Source organism: Paenibacillus tyrphae, assembly GCF_000722545.1.
In the GTDB taxonomy this organism is placed as follows: Bacteria; Bacillota; Bacilli; order Paenibacillales; family NBRC-103111; genus Paenibacillus_G; species Paenibacillus_G tyrfis.
This window is the reverse complement of record NZ_JNVM01000002.1, coordinates 104,633-123,063: the sequence shown is the minus strand read 5'-3', so window position 1 is coordinate 123,063 and position 18,431 is coordinate 104,633. Positions and strand designations below refer to the sequence as shown.

At 50.9% G+C, this 18,431-nt stretch carries 18 protein-coding genes; 12 read left to right on the top strand and 6 right to left on the bottom strand.

The window, feature by feature from the left end; genetic code table 11:
• Positions 1-100: 100 nt before the first annotated feature.
• The 4 genes from ET33_RS36120 (at position 101) to trxA (ending at position 3,437) form a co-directional block, all read left to right on the top strand.
• Positions 101-1,417, top strand: a complete 1,317-nt coding sequence (locus ET33_RS36120) for a hypothetical protein (RefSeq protein ID WP_051775016.1) — start codon at positions 101-103, stop codon at positions 1,415-1,417.
• Between the two features lie 164 nt (positions 1,418-1,581).
• Positions 1,582-1,980 (top strand): Rrf2 family transcriptional regulator, encoded by a 399-nt coding sequence (locus ET33_RS01125; protein WP_036675369.1) that lies wholly within the window; start codon positions 1,582-1,584, stop codon positions 1,978-1,980.
• Positions 1,981-2,094: 114 nt separating this feature from the next.
• On the top strand, positions 2,095-3,000 hold the full coding sequence (locus ET33_RS01120) for an NAD(P)/FAD-dependent oxidoreductase (RefSeq protein WP_036675366.1): 906 nt from the start codon (positions 2,095-2,097) through the stop codon (positions 2,998-3,000).
• 116 nt (positions 3,001-3,116) lie between these two features.
• Positions 3,117-3,437: a thioredoxin gene (gene trxA, locus ET33_RS01115; RefSeq protein ID WP_036675363.1), complete on the top strand. Its 321-nt coding sequence runs from the start codon at positions 3,117-3,119 to the stop codon at positions 3,435-3,437.
• A gap of 102 nt (positions 3,438-3,539) precedes the next feature.
• Here the strand turns inward: trxA and ET33_RS01110 are convergent, their stop codons facing one another.
• Positions 3,540-4,796, bottom strand: coding sequence for a MerR family transcriptional regulator (locus ET33_RS01110; protein ID WP_036675360.1), 1,257 nt, complete (start codon positions 4,794-4,796; stop codon positions 3,540-3,542).
• A 154-nt stretch (positions 4,797-4,950) separates the two neighbouring features.
• On the opposite strand from ET33_RS01110, the gene ET33_RS01105 reads away from it, so the two are divergent.
• Together ET33_RS01105 and ET33_RS01100 are read left to right on the top strand one after the other, a co-directional pair.
• Positions 4,951-6,402, top strand: a complete 1,452-nt coding sequence (locus ET33_RS01105; protein ID WP_235206612.1) for an amidase — start codon at positions 4,951-4,953, stop codon at positions 6,400-6,402.
• Between the two features lie 196 nt (positions 6,403-6,598).
• Positions 6,599-7,036 carry a NucA/NucB deoxyribonuclease domain-containing protein gene (locus ET33_RS01100; RefSeq protein ID WP_081890148.1) on the top strand — a complete coding sequence of 146 codons (438 nt, stop codon included), beginning with the start codon at positions 6,599-6,601 and terminating at the stop codon, positions 7,034-7,036.
• Between the two features lie 102 nt (positions 7,037-7,138).
• Here ET33_RS01100 and ET33_RS37145 read toward each other — a convergent pair whose 3' ends face one another.
• Positions 7,139-7,318, bottom strand: a complete 180-nt coding sequence (locus tag ET33_RS37145) for an SDR family oxidoreductase (RefSeq protein WP_081890174.1) — start codon at positions 7,316-7,318, stop codon at positions 7,139-7,141.
• Between the two features lie 76 nt (positions 7,319-7,394).
• On the opposite strand from ET33_RS37145, the gene ET33_RS01095 reads away from it, so the two are divergent.
• Together ET33_RS01095 and ET33_RS01090 are read left to right on the top strand one after the other, a co-directional pair.
• Positions 7,395-7,820, top strand: coding sequence for a MarR family winged helix-turn-helix transcriptional regulator (locus ET33_RS01095; protein ID WP_036675358.1), 426 nt, complete (start codon positions 7,395-7,397; stop codon positions 7,818-7,820).
• 146 nt (positions 7,821-7,966) lie between these two features.
• Positions 7,967-8,449, top strand: a complete 483-nt coding sequence (locus tag ET33_RS01090; protein ID WP_036675355.1) for an anthrone oxygenase family protein — start codon at positions 7,967-7,969, stop codon at positions 8,447-8,449.
• Positions 8,450-8,567: 118 nt separating this feature from the next.
• Here the strand turns inward: ET33_RS01090 and ET33_RS01085 are convergent, their stop codons facing one another.
• Positions 8,568-10,409 carry a fibronectin type III domain-containing protein gene (locus ET33_RS01085; protein ID WP_036675352.1) on the bottom strand — a complete coding sequence of 614 codons (1,842 nt, stop codon included), beginning with the start codon at positions 10,407-10,409 and terminating at the stop codon, positions 8,568-8,570.
• Positions 10,410-10,694: 285 nt separating this feature from the next.
• Complete coding sequence (locus ET33_RS01080) at positions 10,695-11,462, bottom strand: TetR/AcrR family transcriptional regulator (protein ID WP_036675349.1); 768 nt, start codon at positions 11,460-11,462, stop codon at positions 10,695-10,697.
• A 161-nt stretch (positions 11,463-11,623) separates the two neighbouring features.
• Between ET33_RS01080 and ET33_RS01075 the strand changes: the two genes are divergently transcribed.
• Entirely contained in the window at positions 11,624-12,832 is a 1,209-nt protein-coding gene (locus ET33_RS01075; RefSeq protein ID WP_036675346.1) for an FAD-dependent monooxygenase, read from the top strand.
• 58 nt (positions 12,833-12,890) lie between these two features.
• Here the strand turns inward: ET33_RS01075 and ET33_RS01070 are convergent, their stop codons facing one another.
• The gene (locus ET33_RS01070; protein ID WP_036675344.1) at positions 12,891-14,480 is read right to left on the bottom strand and encodes a sensor domain-containing diguanylate cyclase; all 1,590 of its coding nucleotides are present in this window, start codon (positions 14,478-14,480) and stop codon (positions 12,891-12,893) included.
• 191 nt (positions 14,481-14,671) lie between these two features.
• Between ET33_RS01070 and ET33_RS01065 the strand changes: the two genes are divergently transcribed.
• The 3 genes from ET33_RS01065 to ET33_RS01055 all read left to right on the top strand — a co-directional run bounded on the left by ET33_RS01065 (position 14,672) and on the right by ET33_RS01055 (position 17,480).
• On the top strand, positions 14,672-15,964 hold the full coding sequence (locus ET33_RS01065; RefSeq protein ID WP_051775015.1) for a sensor histidine kinase: 1,293 nt from the start codon (positions 14,672-14,674) through the stop codon (positions 15,962-15,964).
• 168 nt (positions 15,965-16,132) lie between these two features.
• Positions 16,133-17,065: a response regulator gene (locus ET33_RS01060; protein WP_036675339.1), complete on the top strand. Its 933-nt coding sequence runs from the start codon at positions 16,133-16,135 to the stop codon at positions 17,063-17,065.
• A gap of 97 nt (positions 17,066-17,162) precedes the next feature.
• Positions 17,163-17,480 carry a putative PEP-binding protein gene (locus tag ET33_RS01055; protein WP_036675337.1) on the top strand — a complete coding sequence of 106 codons (318 nt, stop codon included), beginning with the start codon at positions 17,163-17,165 and terminating at the stop codon, positions 17,478-17,480.
• 113 nt (positions 17,481-17,593) lie between these two features.
• Here ET33_RS01055 and ET33_RS38295 read toward each other — a convergent pair whose 3' ends face one another.
• Positions 17,594-17,959, bottom strand: coding sequence for a hypothetical protein (locus ET33_RS38295; RefSeq protein WP_144028774.1), 366 nt, complete (start codon positions 17,957-17,959; stop codon positions 17,594-17,596).
• Positions 17,960-18,431: the final 472 nt, after the last annotated feature.

Below are 18,431 nucleotides of genomic sequence, written 5' to 3'. Positions count from 1 at the left end.
GGAATCTGTCCGTACAGCGCGAATATGAAAGACAATGGTCGAATGTGCCAATATAGGGTTCAATTCTGATTTTTAGAAAAGGGTGGGAGAGAATAGGCAAATGAGGCTATGGGCAATATGTATTTTATTAACGGTGCTTACGGGATGCAATCCGTCCGGACAGCAAAGTCAGCTCGATGAGCCCGCGAAAGCTTCCGATTCGAAGTCGCCTCCGTCCGGATCGGCAGCGCCTGTTCCCTCGGCAGCCTCTCCGGCCGCAGCATCGCAAGCCGCTCCTGCCAATGACGGGGCACCGCTTGAGGAAATTGCGGACCAGTCGTTTCAGGTTGAGCTGGAGTCGTGGGGCAAGGTTCGTTTTGTGTCCGCGAAACGCGCGAATGCAGACGGGCGCAAAGAGCTTGTGCTCAGCTTAAAGGATGTCGAAGGCCATACTTTGTATACGTTCCCGCAGCCGAAGCTCGTCGCGTCGTGGAATTTCGAATCCGTCAAAGCGGTATCCTTTAAAGACGTAGATGGAGACGGCAAGAAGGATGTGATCGTGCTCGCCGATTATGTTACCGGAAAAGATTTGGGTGGAAAGGCCGCAATTACTGCCCCGTCCATATTTATTCAAAAGGACAAAAGCTTTGTATCGGATGTTGAGATCGATAACCGGCTGAATGCCTCCGGGAAAATCACGACGGTGAGCGACGTTGTGGCGTTCTTTAAAGCGAAAGCGAAACCAGACGCTGCCCAGACCCCGACGGATACTGACAGTAACGCCACCTTAGAGAAAGTAAACCGGAACCTGTGCTCAAGAGTGGCTGCCTCCCACATGTCCGAAGATGAAATCGTTCGGACTTATGGGAACGAATACGACAAGCACGAGCTGGATCGCTCAGAACATGGCCAGGATGAAATGTATAGCTATATCGGCGAGTGCTTTCAACAGGAGAACGACAAATTGCTTGCAAACGACAGCAAGCTGAAGACTCAGACGGATGCTATTCATCAAACGGTAAATGAAGCGATTTCGGAGCTGTCCAGTATCGATTATATCCGTGACGGCGGCGGTACTATGTGGCTTCATGATGGAATCAGGACCCATGGTCTCTACGGCTATCGCATGAACGTGTATGTCAACATGAAATTAAACAATCCCAAGTCCGCTTCTAAAAAATATGACGCGCTTATCGAAAAGCTGGATTCGAACCTGGACAAATTAAAGAAGCAGGGAGTTAAGGGGTTAGAGGAACTAACCGATGCTCAAGGGGTGAAAGAAGCAGAGAAAGACTTCGATGCCAGGTTTTCGAAGCTTAGCACCGCCCTGCAAAAGCTCAAAGAGCTAACCTCCGATAAAGACGAGGCGAGTCTCTATCTCCTGGAGCTTCTGACGAAGCGAGTCGGAGCTTCGATTGACGAAAACCGAAGAGCCTGAGATAAACCGTAGCTGTCTGTGAACGGTTCTCGCTTGATACAAAATGCCGCAATTACAATTGCGGTGTTTTGTGTCAAGAAACTCAAAGGGATAAGCTGAGACTTGACAGTTCCGTAATTCAAGGATATTATAGACACCATAAGTCTTTAATTGAGGTGTTGGCCATGAGATTTTCCAAAGCGACAAATTATGCCCTGCACACGATGCTCGCGCTGATTGAGGCTTCTCCGGTTAAACCGGTAGGCGTACAGCAGCTGGCGGAATCCCAAGGCGTTTCACCGACCTATCTTTCCAAAATTTTAACGAGGCTCGTGAAGGCAGGAATGATCGAATCGGTATCCGGAGCTAACGGCGGCTACAGGCTATCCCGCAAAAAAGACGACATTTCGTTTTTGGATATTATCCATGCCATTGAAGGCAACGCCTCCTTATTCGAATGCGATTTTGTCCACGGCGACGAATGTTTGATTCAAGCGGTAATGAAAGAAGCGGAAGAGAAGATGGAGTCGCATCTTAAAGAAGCGAAGCTGGCGGATCTGGCCCGAAAGCAAACACAAGCTTAATGAAGCTGAGCCCTTCGTTAAAAGAAAAAGCACGATGCAGTGCTGAACAAGTTTTTTTTAAATTAATCATAGATATAACGAGTCTTCAATATCTAATTTGAGGAGATGAACATCATGATTTACGATTGTGCGATTATTGGCGGCGGACCCGCCGGATTGAATGCAGCCCTCGTGCTCGGCAGGGCAAGACGAAGCGTAGCTTTGATCGATAACAACAGGCCGCGAAATGCCGTTACGCATGCGTCTCACGGCTTTATTACGAGAGACGGCGCGACACCGGCCGAGTTCCGCCGCGTCGCTTATGAACAGGTTCTTCGTTATCCGTCCGTCGTGCATCTGCAAATCGAGGCTGTTGAGGTTCGGAAAATCGAATCCAGATTTTTTGAGGTGGTGGATGCATCGGGCTATAGGATTCAAGCGCGAAAGCTGATTTTGGCGACGGGGGTAAAAGAAGTATTTCCCGAAATCGACGGCTTCTATCCGCTGTACGGGAAAAGCTTGTTTAATTGCCCTTATTGCGACGGCTGGGAGCTGCAGGATCAACCGCTTGTCGTTGTGTCCGAATCTCCGACCGTTTTTCATACAGCCAAGCTTCTCCTCAATTGGAGCAAAGATGTGGTCGTCTGCACGCACGGCAAGTCGTCCTTGTCGGACGAGCAGAAGACACGTCTTCAATCCAAGGGTGTCGTGGTGATGGAGCAGCCTGTCACGGCTTTCGTCGGCCACAACGGGCGGCTTGAGCATGTTCGTTTTGCTGATGGAACTGAGCTGCCGAGAGCCGGCGGCTTTGTGATGCCGAGATTTGTGCCGGCCGTACCGTTCGGAGAACGTCTGGGCTGCGAAAGGACGGAGAATGGCGGGCTCAAGACGGATGCATGGGGAAGAACCTCGATACCCGGTTTATATGCTGCGGGAGACGCTTCGTACTTCATGCCATCCCAAGTGGTTTTTGCCGCAGCCGACGGCAGCCGAACGGCGATGGGCGTTAATTTGGACTTGACGGAGGAAGATTTCGGATAATAGAAGCTTAGCTAGCTGCCGGAACCGCGGAGCAGGGTGGAGGAGGTGATGAAATCTCCGTCGGTTCGATTTATTTGAATTAAATTTAGGATAGGAATAAAGGGAGGAAGCTACAAATGACCATTTGCCATACTACGGATACTACCTTTACCAATGATTTAAAAAACGATGGATTGACATTAGTCAATTTTTGGGCGACTTGGTGCGCGCCTTGCCGCTTTTTCGGTACCATACTCGAAGCGTTTGATCGGGAACATAACAGCGACGTGAGAATTCTCAAGGTCAATGTAGATGAAGAAGCCAATACGGCCGCTCAGTTTGGAGTCATGAGCATTCCAACGACGATCTTATTTAAAAACGGTGAACCGGTCGACAAAATCGTTGGCGCCATTCCTGTGGAAGAACTTAAAAAATTTATAGACAGTCATAAAAAGTAGTACGAGCTGAAGAGCAGTGGAACAGCCCCTAATGCAAGTCGCCGGACACATCGTCCGGCGGCTTTTGTTTTTCATCGATTGTTAGCCGGTAACGGCTGATACTTAAGGCGAAGTCCCATCATCACGATGTTTAGCCAGATAGGCTAACAGATGAAGCTTTTCATTCGGAACGTGATAGCGCAAATAGCTGCCCGGATCGCTCATGGTACCAAGCAGCTCGCGCTCGGACAGCTCCATGCCGATACGGGAGAAGTTCTCGTCCAAATAATCCGGATAATAGGTTCGCTCATGCGCTTGCGGAAACAGATGGCGAATTTGCGAAAGCGAAGCTGCGGGCGGCTGGTAAAACAAATAGTTTCCGAGCACACGGGCGTCCGGCTTGAGATAAGGCAGTATCGGGAGAAGCGGGAAGAGCCGGTTGTCCAACGAAAAGTCGTTGAACGAAAAGCTATCGACGATCAAGTCGACGGTAGCGGGAGCAAGCGGAAGCTGCCAATCGCCGCTCTCGAGGTACAGCGCCTGCAAATCGGCATGGCTCTGCGTAAGCCGCTCCTTGAGCCTAGAAAGCATTTCGCGCGACGTACCGCAAAAAACGTACATCGTCTCCGGCGGGAGAGACGGGATATATTTCGGCAGAATCGTATACACGTCAGCGTTGGCTTCCACAATCAGCCGGTGCTTCGCAGGAGGCTCGCTCATAAGACGGCCGGCCATCCACAGGCTGCCCTTTTCCGTCAGGCGGATAAAAGCGGAGGAGAGCAGTTCAAAGCGCTCGTGATCATTGCCATAGGTATAGGCGGAGCGAGCGTTTTCTTTGTCGGCGGTGAGCAGGATGCCGTCTCGGATTTCCGCCCGATAAGAGCAGCGGCAGTACAATTGCCCGCTTAGCATATATTTTCCCTGAAGGTGGGCGTTACGGATTTGCAGCGGGATCTGGCAGGAAGGGCAGTAGAGCAGGGGCAAAAAGGAGTAAGGCACCCCGGTCTGCGCTCCCACCTCCGGTTCGTCTTGCAAAGCGCGCAATTTGTTTTCGATCTGCCGCAGAGCGTTTTCTAGCTGCTCTTTGTCTCTCTTCAGCTGCAGCTTCTTTTCGTTCAACAAACGCAGATAATGGCAGCGGGCGTCTTCGACGACGGTAAAGTCAGTGATCCGCTTAAACAGAAGCATCTGACGGATCTCCTGGAGCGTAAAATGATACTGCTTCATCTCGTTGATGAGCACCATATCGTCTACGCACGAAGGAGTAAACTCATATTGGGCGCTTGCTTTTTTATCCGGAAGCAGCAGCCCCAGCTCAATGTAGTAACGGACCGTATCGACAGACACGTCAAACCGTTTGGCGAATGCCCCGATTTTCATGTAAGCAACCCCTAATTCTACCTTAATATATGAATATTATAATAAAAATGTGGGGGTACTCCAGATTTTTTTGGAAAAAGTGGTTTTTTGCGGGCTTGATCTCAAGGACGCTCCACCTCTTATGATAAGTGCATTACCAAGAAAGAGGTGAGTGATGATGAAGTTATCCGAGTATTCGAGTTATGACGGTCTGGGACTGGCTGAGCTGGTCAAGCGCGGCGAGGTTACGCCCCGGGAACTGACGGCGTTGGCCAGCGAAGCTATCCGGCTGGTGAATCCGCAATTGAATGTGATGGCCGTCTCGATGCAGGAGCAAGCGGAAAAGGAGAGCGAGTCCATTTTACCGGACGGCCCGTTTGCAGGTGTCCCGTTTTTGACCAAGGATTCGACGCTGCATGCTGCCGGAGTGCCTCTCAACAGCGGCAGCCGACTGGGAGAAGGGATGGTTTACCCGTACGACTCCGAGCTGATGAGGCGGTTCCGTCAGGCAGGTCTGGTGACGTTGGGGTCCACCACGGCGCCGGAATTTGGATTCAACGCGACGACGGAAGCGGTCTTGTACGGGCCGACGAGAAACCCTTGGAATCCGGAAAGGAGTCCCGGCGGTTCAAGCGGCGGCTCGGCCGCGGCGGTAGCGGCAGGCATCGTGCCGTTCGCCCATGCCAATGACGGCGGAGGATCCATCCGCATTCCGGCGTCTTGCAACGGCCTGGTCGGCTTGAAGCCGACACGCGGGCGAACGCCCAACGGACCGGACAGCGGAGAAGTCTTAAGCGGCCTTGGAGTTCAGTTTGCCGTAACCAAAACGGTTCGCGATGCGGCTGCGCTGCTGGATGCGGTAGCGGGTCCCGATCCGGGCGCGTATGCTTGGGCGGAGAGGCCGGGCCGACCCTTTTCCGTAGAAGCGGCTGCGGCGCCGGGGCGGTTGCGGATCGCCTGGACGGCCAAGCCGTTATCCGGCACGCCCGTTGACGCGGAATGCTTGCGGGTATTGCACGAAACCGTCAGCCTATGCGAAGAGCTGGGGCACGAATTAGTCGAGGCTCTGCCGAAGGTGGACTACGAGGCATTGTTCGTGGCGACGATGCACATCTGGGTGGCCAATACTTACCATGGGATCGAGCGGCTTGCGAAAGCCCTGAATCGTACACCGTCGGAACATAACCTTGAAGCGACGATCCTGAAAGCGTACCGGCACGGCGCGTCCTTGTCCGCCCATGATCTGCTCACGGCTATCGATATCAGCGCGAAAGCTTCCCGATCCGTCGGCCGTTTTTTTGAGCAGGTTGATGTGCTGCTTTCCCCGACGATCGCATCACCACCGCTTCCGCTGGGCGTGCTGAATGCCAACGATCCGGAAGTCGATGTAAGACGCTGGACGGAGCAGGTGTTTACCCACGCCCCGTTCACGAGTCTCTTTAATACGACGGGCCAGCCCGCTATTTCGCTGCCGCTCGGTTGGAGCGCGGACGGCTTGCCGATCGGGATGCAGTTTGCCGGACGATTCGCCGACGAAGCTACGCTGCTGCAGCTTGCAGGACAATTGGAGGCCGCCCGGCCATGGAGCCATAGACGCCCCGGCGTTCATGCGGCAAGTATGCAATAAGCGCTTCATTCCCACATACAGACGGAGAGAAAGCCAGGTCGACTTCTGCCAAGAAGAAGACCTGGCTTTTTTTCGGCCATAACGTCTTTACAAAAGTTATAGAAATAACTTGGCACAAAACTATTGAGTGGTAATCTTTTATCAACTACAATGATTAAGGAATAATATTCCAAATATGAAATATGGAGGTAATCGAATGATCAAGAAGCAGGGCAAGGCGCTATTTTCGATTTTATTCCTCATCTCGGTTTTACTGGCAAGTTTTTTCCCGGTTGCAGGCTCGAATAACGTTTCCTTTGCGGCATCATCTTACGACTACATTCTCGTTTTTCCGAGAGACCGCTACCCCGAAACCGGAGCGCATATTAAAGATGCCATTGCAGCGGGCAAATCGGATGTCTGTACTATCGAGCGCGACGGTACCCGGGAGCGGCGCGCAGAGTCTCTGAAAGGCTATCCGCCGAAGAAAGGCTACGATCGGGACGAATGGCCGATGGCGATGTGCTTGGAAGGGGGAAGAGGCGCGGATATTCGGTACATTAATCCGTCAGACAACCGGGGGGCGGGAAGCTGGGTAGGGAATAAGCTTTCCAAATACGCGGACGGAACCAGAATTAAATTTATCGTGAATTAAACGCTCGAACGGTTCACGCTGTGTTCTGTGATCAAACCGGTAGGGTAGAAGCATCCGAAGAGCCGTAGAAAAAAACTTCTACGGCTTCGTTCACACGATCGGCTAGATACTGGCGACAGACCCGCCGTCAACGCGCAGATTCGTGCCGTTAATAAAGGAGGCTTGCTCGGAGGCTAGAAACACGACCGCGGCGGTTAGCTCCTCCGGACGTCCTGGCCGTCCAAGCTCGATATGAGGTCGTTGCTGCTGCAAGAACAGCTTTAGGGGATTTGGGTAAAACATCCTTGACAAAAAACGGAATTTCGATTAAATTTGTTTGTACAAACAAATTTAAAGATGAGGAGTTGAGGTTGCGGCCATGTTGGAGGTTTATCTTAAAGAGTGTCTATATTTCACGGCAAATCGTCTCGGCAGGGTAATTACCAAAATGGCGGAGGATGAATTTGCCTCAAGCGGCGTGTCTCCGACCTCTGCGTTCTTGCTTATGGCCGTGTATGAACATGACGGAATTTCGCAGAAAGAGCTAGGCCAAATTTTACACCTTCAGCCATCCACGGTAACTCGCCTTATTGAGAAGCTCGCGGCCAAAGGCTTGCTGTATAACCGTGTAGAGGGCAGGTTATCGCTGATCTACGCAACGGATAAAGGCAAAGCGCTGGAAGCCAGCATTAACGAGTGCTGGATTAATCTCCGGAGCCGCTATGCAGCCATTCTCGGAGAAGAAAGTGACGCACTGTCGCTTCAATTAGATGAGGTGAGCGACCGGTTGGAAAAAATCGAATGAGTTTTCATTTGATTTTGAATAAACATTTGCTTGTACAAACAATCGTATAATGAATAAGGAGGAAAATCAATGAACAAGCAGGATGTGAAAACAGCCCAGGATGCGAAATTAGCCGCAGGTGTCTGTGTATGGGAGGTGTGAGCCGAATGGGGAACTTGTTGTTTGGTTTGACTTATGCTTCGGCATTGGGCTCCGGCTTGGTTGCCGGATTGTTTTTCACCTTTTCGACTTTTGTGATGTCGGCTCTGGCCCGTCTCCCGGCGGAACAAGGCATTGCTGCCATGCAGTCGATCAACGTCACGGTGCTTAATCCGTTGTTTAGCTTGGTATTTATGGGAACGGCCTTGGCGGGTGTTATTCTGGGGATCGCTTCCTTGACGAAATGGGGAACGGCTAGCGCGGCCTATGTGCTGGCCGGGTGCATACTTTACTTCGTCGGCTCTTTTCTGGTGACGGTCGTCTTTAACGTTCCGTTGAATGACGCTTTGGCTGCGGTTGCTCCCGGAAGCTCCGAGGGGGCTCAGCTATGGAATCTTTATCTTTCCAAGTGGGTCGCTTGGAATCATGTACGGACGATTGCCTCTCTTGCGGCCTTGGCTTCGTTCATCCTTGCGTTCCGGAAGTGGTGAATCTCGCATCTCGGCCGCTACAAACCTTGAGCTTATGCGCTTGCCGCCATCCGGCGGCAAGCGGCATTTCGCAGCGCGAGCGATCATCGGCTTCGCCAGCCGTCGCTCCGTGCTCGACTTACTTCAGCTGCCACAGCGCCGCAACATTCGGCGGTTCCCAGCCTTGCAGTGAAGTGTGGTTTTGGCGGCACACATAGGTTTTGCCTGCGTATGTAACCTCATCGCCGATTTTATAGGCGGTTCCGGGAGCCCACGGCTGCGCGCCTGACGGTGCGTCCGTCGTCACCGTAATTACGGCGGCAGGCGAGACATTGCCCGCGGCATCCCTGGCCGTTACCGAGAATGTATAGTTGGTGTTCGGATTCAGTCCTTCTATCGCTGCACTCGTTCCTGTCACGTTCACTTGCGAAGAGCCGTAGGCGACCGTGTATCCGGTCACGCCGACATTATCGGTGGATGCCGCCCAGCTCAACGTTACGCTCGTAGCCGATTTGGAAACCACGCTCAGTTGGGTCGGCGCGGTCGGGGCTTGGTTGTCGCCGGACGATTCGTCCGTCTTGACCGTCACCACATTGCTGGCGGGCGAGACATTGCCGGCGGCATCCTTGGCCGTCACCGAGAACGTATAGCTGGTGTTCGGCTTCAGCCCCTGTATCGTTGTGCTCGTGCCCGTCACGTTCACCTGCGAAGAACCGTAGGAGACGGTATAGCCGGTCACGCCGACATTGTCGGTCGAAGCGTTCCAAGACAGGGAGACGCTGGTCGCGGTTTTGCCGGTCGATACCAAATTCGTCGGAGCCGTCGGCGGCTGCGTATCCGGTGCCGACGGGTTCAAAGCGTTCAAATACGCGCGGTGCTTCGTGGAAAACTCGAATTGATTGAACTTATCCCAGTTGATCGACCATGTCATCAGACCGCCAAAGTTCGGGTAGCCGGTTGCGCTGCCCCGCGTTTTGTAGGTGCTAAGCTGCTGGCCCTTCACGAGCGCGTCGAGCGCCTTATGCACTTCGGCAACCGGTGTAAAGCCGCCGCCTGCATTGCCGTTCGCTGGCAAGCCAAGCAGCACCTGCTCCTGACGCATCGGCGGGAAGAACAGGTTGGCGTTCTTGTTCACGGGGAACCCGGTCAACAGCATATCGGCCATGGCGACGTGAAAATCGGCGCTGCCCATCGTATGGTACTGGTCATCGAGACCGGTGATCGGTCCGGAGTTATAATTTTGCACTTGGAGCCAGTCCAAAATGTCGCGAGTCGCATAGATGACGGGCAGGTACGCGCCGGCGCGCGAATCGCAGCTAATGCAGCTTCCGCCGTAGAACGAATACCCGAGCTGGACGAAGAACGTCTCCGGCGCCATGGTCAGAATGAATTTGTCCGTGCCGAAGTGGCTGTTCAGCGACTTGAGCGCGTCGATCAGATTAACGATGACGGGCGTTGTCGGATGGCGGAAGTCGGAATCGCCGGCGTTCAAATAGAGCGAATGCCCCTCGAAGTCGACATCGAGTCCGTCGAACCCGTATTTCTCGATGATGCCCGTCACCGAGCTGACGAACGCGTCGCGGGCGGCTGTAGTCGCGAGCTGCACTTGACCGTTCGCGCCGCCGATGGAGATGACGACCTTCTTGCCTTTGCTCTGCAGATACGCGACGTCGGCTTTGAAGTCGGCATCGGTGTAATTATAGGGGGTGAAGCCGATCACACCACCACCGCTGCTTGTCGGCTCCGCGAACGAAACGTTAATCACGTCAAAATCCGGAGATACGTCGCGCAGCCGGATAAAGCCTGAGCCATTGTCGAAGTTGTGCCAATAGCCGACGATTTTATAGCCTCCGGCGGGAGCCGCGGCAGAGGGGAGAGGGGACGCAATTACGGAAAAAAGCGAGATGATGAGCGCGGTAACGAGCCCTAATAGCAGACGAGGGCGCAGGCGTGAGTACAAGGGAGAACTATGGAAGTTCATCGTTGAGCCTCCTTTAATGGATTGGTAGTTCTAATCGAACAAAATATAAAGCGCTTACAAAATAATCCTCATCGCAAACGACGATCTTCGGCATACCCTCCTTCCAGTCGTACAGTCCCTTAACTATCCTCCTTTCCGCAATAAGGATTACTTACTATTATATGGGATGTCCCGTGCCCGAAAGAAGGGAGAACTTTTTATCGAAAGGGGAGAAATTAGTCCAAAGCTTTTTCGTTCTATGAAAAAAGCTCCTGTCATTATCTATGACAAGAGCTTTTCTCATGACTATCGCTTTGAATTCACATAATGCTCAATCCCATCCAATATTCGGGTGAGGCCAAAATCAAATTCGAAACCGTAGGCATGTCCGTCCTTGTCATCGTTCTCGGGCGAATAAGCGCCCGCAAGCACGACTGGCGATAGATAAGGAAACCGTTCCGAAGTGACGAGATGCTCCAACGCCGCCTTATAGCTCACGCCTGGGACAGGGCCCGAGTTAACGCCTGTCTGAACGGCACGGTCCATATCCCGTTGAAAAAAGCTGTGTACACGCGCATGACTGGTTAACAGGACCAAGATAGAGATTTTCTCGCGGTGATCTAACGGAAGGTTGGACATCATCCGCAACGCCCAATCTGCGATACGCAAATTATTTGGCGTGATCGGGATGCCGGAGGCAGGGATATCGCACAGCCATGGATGATCTTGAAAGCACTGCATGATCGTCATTACAAAGGTGCTCATATCTTCGCGCCAATGGCCGGAATTTTCCTCTGGGATCGGGATATCGAGCACGGCATCCTGCATAAGAAGTATGAGATCTTCTTTGCTCGGAACGTAACGGTAGAGGGCCATGGTCGTAAATCCCAAGGATGCGGCGACCTTGTTCATCGAAACAGCGGAGAGTCCGTCTTTATCGGCTATGGCAATGGCGGAATCCACGATCTGCTTCAGACTCATTTCGCGTTTCGGTCCGCGCTGCGTCGGTTTGACCAGCCCCCAGCTGAGCGCCACACCGGGTGGCAATCCTTCTGCAAATTTGTTGTTATCCATACAAACGTCCTCCTGAATCGCTAAATGACCGCCAAGCCTGCCATGCATTGAAAAATTGTCATTGCACCTTAATTGTATATATTATATACTGTTTATGCAATACACAGTAAATTCGAACGGATATCATTCTTATAATTTCAAGAATAGGAGCGTGTTCTTATATGGCTGAAAAAACGAAACGCATACTGATTTCAGGAGCCAGTATTGCCGGGCCGGCACTTGCCTACTGGCTTCACCGCCACGGCTTTGAGGTGACAATCGTCGAGCGGGCCCCAGCCATACGACGGGGCGGTTATGCGGTTGATATTCGTGGAGCGGCTCTCTTGGTCCTGGAACGGATGGGCATTCTCGATCAAGTACGTGCGGCGGATACGCAAATGACCGGTGTTTATTTTGTAAACGGCAGCGGCAAGATCAAAGGCCGGATCAGTGAAGCGAGCATCGGCAACGAGGCAGGTTTGGACATCGAGGTTATGCGCGATGATCTGACTGACATTTTGTACAATCTCACCAAAGATACGGTGAATTACCTATGGAATGATTCGATCACCGCGATTCGAGAGACGGAAGAGGGGGCGGAGGTGCAATTTGCAAACGGCAAGCCGAAAACCTTCGATTTGGTGATCGGAGCGGACGGTCTTCATTCCAATGTTCGCAGGCTGACTTTTGGCGAGGAGAGCCAGTTTAAACGTTCACTGGGGTGCTATATTTCGATATTTACGACCCGCAATTACCTGGGCCTCAACCATAGCCTGCAATTCTATGCGGTTCCCGGCAAGACGGTAGGGATGTACAGCGCGCGCGACAACACCGAAGCTAGGGGTCTGTTCATTTTTAAATCGGGGACATTGCCATTCGACCGGCACAATCCGGAAGCCCAGAAGCAGCTTGTGGCCGATACTTTCGGCGGCGAAAGCGGTTGGGAAACCCAGCGGCTGCTTCATGCCATGAAGGAGGCGGAAAATTTTTATTTTGACGAGATATGCCAAATTCATATGCCTGCATGGTCGAGAGGCCGTGTTGCGCTTGTAGGCGACGCGGCCTATTGCCCATCGCCGCTTTCCGGGCAGGGCAGCAGCCTGGCGCTCGTCGGTGCTTATGTGCTGGCCGGTGAGTTGAAACTCGCGCAAGGGGATCATGCACAGGCTTTTGCAGCCTACGAGCAAGGGATGCGAACGTTTGTGGAGAAAAACCAGAAAATGGGACAGTCAGCGGCAGAAGGGATGGTCGCGAGCTCCAGCTTCAAAATCATCCTGCAAAATTGGATGCTTCGCATGCCGTTCTTGATGAACGCCATGTTTCAAATGATTTCGAAGATGATCGCCAAAGCCGCGAACGGGATCGAGTTAAAACGATATGAAGAAACATAAACCGGCACAACGAACGGAGCGCCTCCACGATTCGAATCATGTGGAAACGCTCCGTTTTCTAGTCGGCCACGATGGTTCGGTTTTTCCCCGCTTCCTTGGCCCGATACAAAGCGTGGTCGGCCCGCTGAAACAGCATGTCAGCCGATTCGGCGTGGGATGGGAAGTGGGCGATGCCTGACGAGATCGTTACGGGGGTTCCGAGAGGATTTTCCCTCGTTTCAAAAGCTGTACGAATTCGCTCCGCCGTGATCAATGCTTCCGGCACGGTGGCGAGCGGCAGAAGCACGACAAATTCCTCTCCGCCGTAGCGGCAGCATAGGTCATGGGGGCCTACGGACGAAGTGACGACGTGGGCCAGGTGCTTCAATACTTCGTCGCCCGCCTGATGGCCGTAGGTATCGTTGATGGATTTGAACCGGTCGATATCCATGACAATAAGGGCGAAGGAGTACTGCTCTTCCGTCCATTGCGTCATAATGGATTCAAACGTCCTTCGGTTCGTTAACCCCGTTAAAGAATCGGTCATGGCGGCATGAGCCAACTGCTCGGTCTGCTTCTGCAAATCGCTTAACGCAAGCGTAATCGTCTGGGTCAACAAGTCGGCTTCCCGGTTCCAGTGATGCTTGACGTCCGGAAGAACGATTCTTTCGCCTCGGCCCAATCTGCCGGCCAGGTTGGCAAGAGACACGAACGGATGGGCCAAGCGCCGGGCAAGCCAGATGGCGGTGATCATCAATACGGCGAAAGGTGCCAGAGTATACAGCAGGAGCGTGTGAATATTGCGGTTCAATTCGTCGTAAACGACGTTGATGGGGGACTGAACGACGACTCCCCAGCCGTTTTCCAGAACGGGAGAATAGCCGGCAAGAAAGGTGATTCCTTGGGAGTTGGTCACCTGATCGTATCCGCTTTCACCCCGAAGCACCTTCTGGACGATTAGATTGGCGCTGCCATCTTCGCCAATCCGGGATTTGTCCGGATGAAACAATAAATAACCGTTGGAACTTACGACGTAAAAGTACGAACCGTCGCTATTGAGATTATGCATGCCGAACATCATATTCAATATATTGTTTTCCTGCAAATAAAGACTGCCTCCGATATAACCGCGGTATATGCCGTCTTTATCGAAAAGCGGCTCGCTCATAAAAACGATAAGCCGTCCGTTAACCGAATAGTAGGGCTTGGATATATAGGACTTTTTTACTGCGAGCGCTTCTTTGGTCGCTTCCGTTGCGATGTGCAGTCCGGCCGTGCCGACGGAAGGCGGGTCCACACCGCGGACAAGACCTGTTTCGTCCACGACGGCGATCGAGTTGAAATAATGGCTGCCTAAGCGCAGCGCTTCAAGCTGCCTCTGCATTTCTTGCGAATCCGATAGATCGCCGGCCGAAAGACGGGCACCGGTATAGGCCAGACCGGCCCGCATCGATTGGAATAAGGAATCGATGGAATGGCTCATTTTAGTCGCTGCCGAATAGTTCAACGCAAAGGTCGTTTCGAATAACGATTCCTTATTGGAATGATAAGACGCGAGAAGCAGAATCGTCAAAGTAAGCGCAACAGAAAGGGAGACCAGCCCGGTTAACAGGGTGGCAAGACTGATTTTATTCTTTTCGGTACAGCGAATCCCGAACGGTCCGGACATGGTATTCCCCTCCTTATTTTCCAATGAAGTTCCCACTTCATTTCGACATGATCCGCCATAATCCTCTTCCTTGACCGATTTTATTAAAAAAAGCTCCCAAGCTTCGCAGAGACCCGAATTTGAACTATTGGCGGATGAATCCTCATTCGTTTATACTCATTTTAAAAAATATCGCCATAGGGGGAACTCAGGTGAGGAGGTTTCTCAAAAATGAAACGATGCAAATTCTGCTTATCGCCCTAACGACGGCTATTGGGGCTGAAATCAAAGTGTATCCGTTTCATGGAGATTATTTTCGTATGGGGCTTGGTGCCAGTACGTTTTTATTCTTCTTGTTGTTTATGCGCCACTTGCCTTACCTCAAGATCGGGATCATAACGGGAATATTCAGCGTATGCTTTCAGGGGACTGAATGGCTGACCCACTCGACCCCGCTTTCTTTCACGGCAAGCCTTCAGAATAATGTGGCGGCCGGTGTATATTATATCGTGTTTGCTCTCTGCATGGACAGGCTTCGAACAACAATTCACGAATATAACCCCCTTAGGCTAGGCGGGCTTGTCTCGGGAATCGATCTGATCTCGAATGGGGCCGAACTTTTCTTGCGATGGCTGCTGCTCGGCGTAAATGTGATGGATTGGGACGACTGGCTTCTTTTACTGATCCTTACCGTGGTACGCAGTTATTTTGTCATCGGGCTGTACAGCAGCATCATGATCGGCCAAATGCGCGTCCTTCATGCCGAGAAGGAAAAACGGATGGAGCAGATGCTGCATGTGGGTACGGGGCTGTACGGGGAAACGTTCTATTTGCAAAAATCCATGGGCACGATCGAAGCGATTACCGAGCAGAGCTACCTTCTTTATTCCAAATTAAAAGAAGAAAATCTGGAGCGTTACGGCCAAGAAGCCTTAAGCATCGCCCAGCAGATTCACGAAGTCAAGAAGGATTCCCAGCGCATCTTGGCCGGCCTGACCAAATTATACGACAGTGAAATCGTTGTCGATATGAGTTTGGCGGAAATGCTCGGCTTTGTCGTAAAAGCGAATCATAAGTACAGCCGCATGTTCCAAAAGAAAATCAAGTTCACGACCGATCTCTCTGCGGATTACCGAACAGCCGATTTTATTCCCTTGCTAACCATTGTGAATAACCTCGTCTCGAACGCGGTGGAAGCCATCCAAGAGCATGGGACCATCGGGGTACGCGTGTATGAAGATACGGCGGAGACGGTCTTCGTTGTTTCCGATACGGGATGCGGCATTCGGGAATCGCATCGCGGTATTATTTTTCAACCCGGATTCACGACAAAATATAACGAAAGCGGGGTAGCCGCAGCTGGGATCGGACTGTCGCATGTGCGGGATATCGTCCATTCGCTCGATGGGGAGATTGCCGTCGGGTCTTCCGAAGAAGGCATCGGCACGACATTTATCGTGCGTCTTCCGACCTTCAAACTAAGAAGCGCTTCAAACGTCGTGTAGAATTTTATATTTTTTAGTAGTCGAGATGTTATGTTCAAAGTGAGCTTGATTTATGGAAACTACTGGATACATGCCTTTTCCGGCCGAGGGAGTGAAAGCGTTATTGATAAGTATGGCAGCAGCGGGAGGGGCATTCGTGAGCGACATGGCCATTGGAGAGGCAAAGTCATGAGGTTTTTTATTGTAGACGATGACCCTGCGGTGCGTCTCATGCTGGCGCAAATCATTGAAGATGAGGGGCTCGGCCAAGTCGTGGGTGAAGCGGAGGATGGAGCGAAGGTTGATGCTCAATCGATCATCATGAACCAAGTGGATATTCTTTTCGTTGACGTCCTCATGCCTAACCGGGACGGAATCGAGACCGTTCGTGCACTAGTCCCCGTATTCTTGGGAAAGATCATTATGCTATCCGAGGTTGGCTCGAAAGACATCGTCAGTCATACCTACTCGCTGGGCATCGAATATTACGTCCTTAAGCCTATAAACCGGATTGAGCTCATAGCGATCGTTAAGAAAGTGATGGAAAGCATGCTGCTTGAAACGTCGATTCAAACCATCAGGCAATCGATCGATGTTCTTTCTCCGACTGATCTAAACGAAAAAAGGACTCAACGGCTAGGAGAGGCGACCATTCTGGCTTGCGGCAATTATTTGTTGTCGGAGCTTGGGATGACGGGAGAAAGCGGAACCCATGACCTGCTGGATATGTTGGAGTATTTGGTCCAAGGTGAATCGGAGCCAACGGTAAAGGATGAATTTCCGGCTTTAAAAGACCTCTTTTGGCATATCTCGTCGAAAAAACTTGGGGAGCGATCCGTTCACTCCGAGCTCGTACAAAAAGAAATCAAGGCGGCTGAACAACGTGTACGGAGAGCGATATCTCATGCGCTGAATCATCTCGCCTCGTTAGGCATAACGGATTATACCAATCCCAAGTTTGAAAATTACGCCGTGAAGTTTTTCGATTTTATGGAAGTTCGGAAAAGAATGATCGAGCTTGAAGAAAACAGCAAGTCTCATGTAAACCATAAAATCAATACAAAAAAATTCGTGCAGGTCCTGTATTTGGAAGCGAAGCAACTGATGGCGACATTGAACTGACTTTAATGAACACAAACAAAAGTATCATAAAATGTAATTTTTTTGGATATAATACAGTGGAATCATTTATAAATCACCCCATGGCTGGAGAAGGTGCATGAGATGCCGGATGTTCCGTTCGGCCGTGATCAAATTGGTGAAACAGGTTATCGATGCGTCGGTCCGTCACGGCAAGTGGACGGGAATGTGCGGAACGATGGCCGGGGACCCGCTTACCGCCCCTCTATTGGTCGGCTTGGGCCTTCACGAATGGAACATGTCCGCATCTTCGCTTTCCAAGGTGAAAAAGGTCATCGTCCATGTGAATCGAAGCGAGTGTACCGTCTTGGCAGAGCGTGTACTGACGATGGATACGGCCGACGAGGTGAGACAAGCGCTTGAGGTCTTCCATCAGCAGATAGAGGCGGGCGTGTGACTCAAAGTATTATCAATAGCAACAACTCGAAGCAGGTGGGATTTTTCCCAACGTTAAATTTATCGAAAAACAGCGCCTTCTTAAATTTAAAGAAAGCGCTGTTTTTTCAATGATTAATTGTAGTTTCGAAGATAGAGAGTGGCGGAAGAAGAACCATTAGATGTTACGTAGCCGTAATAAGTGCAGCCTGTTTTCATATAAACAACACTAGAATCTTCGGTTTTGATAGACGATGTGTACAGATCAACCATTCTTTTTCCATTGCCTGGACATGATTCCCACAAATAAGCAGAGCTTGAACCTCGGGATTGCAACGTGATTTTTCCATTCGTATCGGCTCCTGCAATACCTCTCGTTTGATCGCTTGCATTGGGCAAGGCTGTTACGGCAGTAGAATCACCTGGAACAGCTAATGCAGAACTCGCGCCAACAATTGTTAAGATAGCAGTTAAACCGATGGATAATAATTTCCTTTTCATATAAACACCTCCTAAATTTGTTAAATTAAGGATATTATTATGTTTTCATAGAAGTCAATAGAAAATTTATATAATTTTATAAAATTAACTTAATTTTACATATAGTAACCTCCGGATTTAGAGTAATTATATCCATGATTTGGTTTATTTTGCGGATTAGGATGAGAACCTTAATTTTCAATGAATCGTCATATTATGTATTTGTTTACAAAATAATCACATATTATGTATATACATGGAATATATAGGGAGTTATAATGTATAAGTAAAATTTTAATTAATTATCATATTTGTTTATATTTTGTAATGCTATTCCAGACAATTCATTGACTCCGTCAACAAGAACTTCTTTTATCGATTTCCGAAAACGTTTCGGATATTCGTGTCTAGACCACCTCAGATCTCATGGGTCAAAGATTATGTCGGATAAGCGTTTGAAACCGCTTGTCCGCTGCCATCCGTAATTTCAACG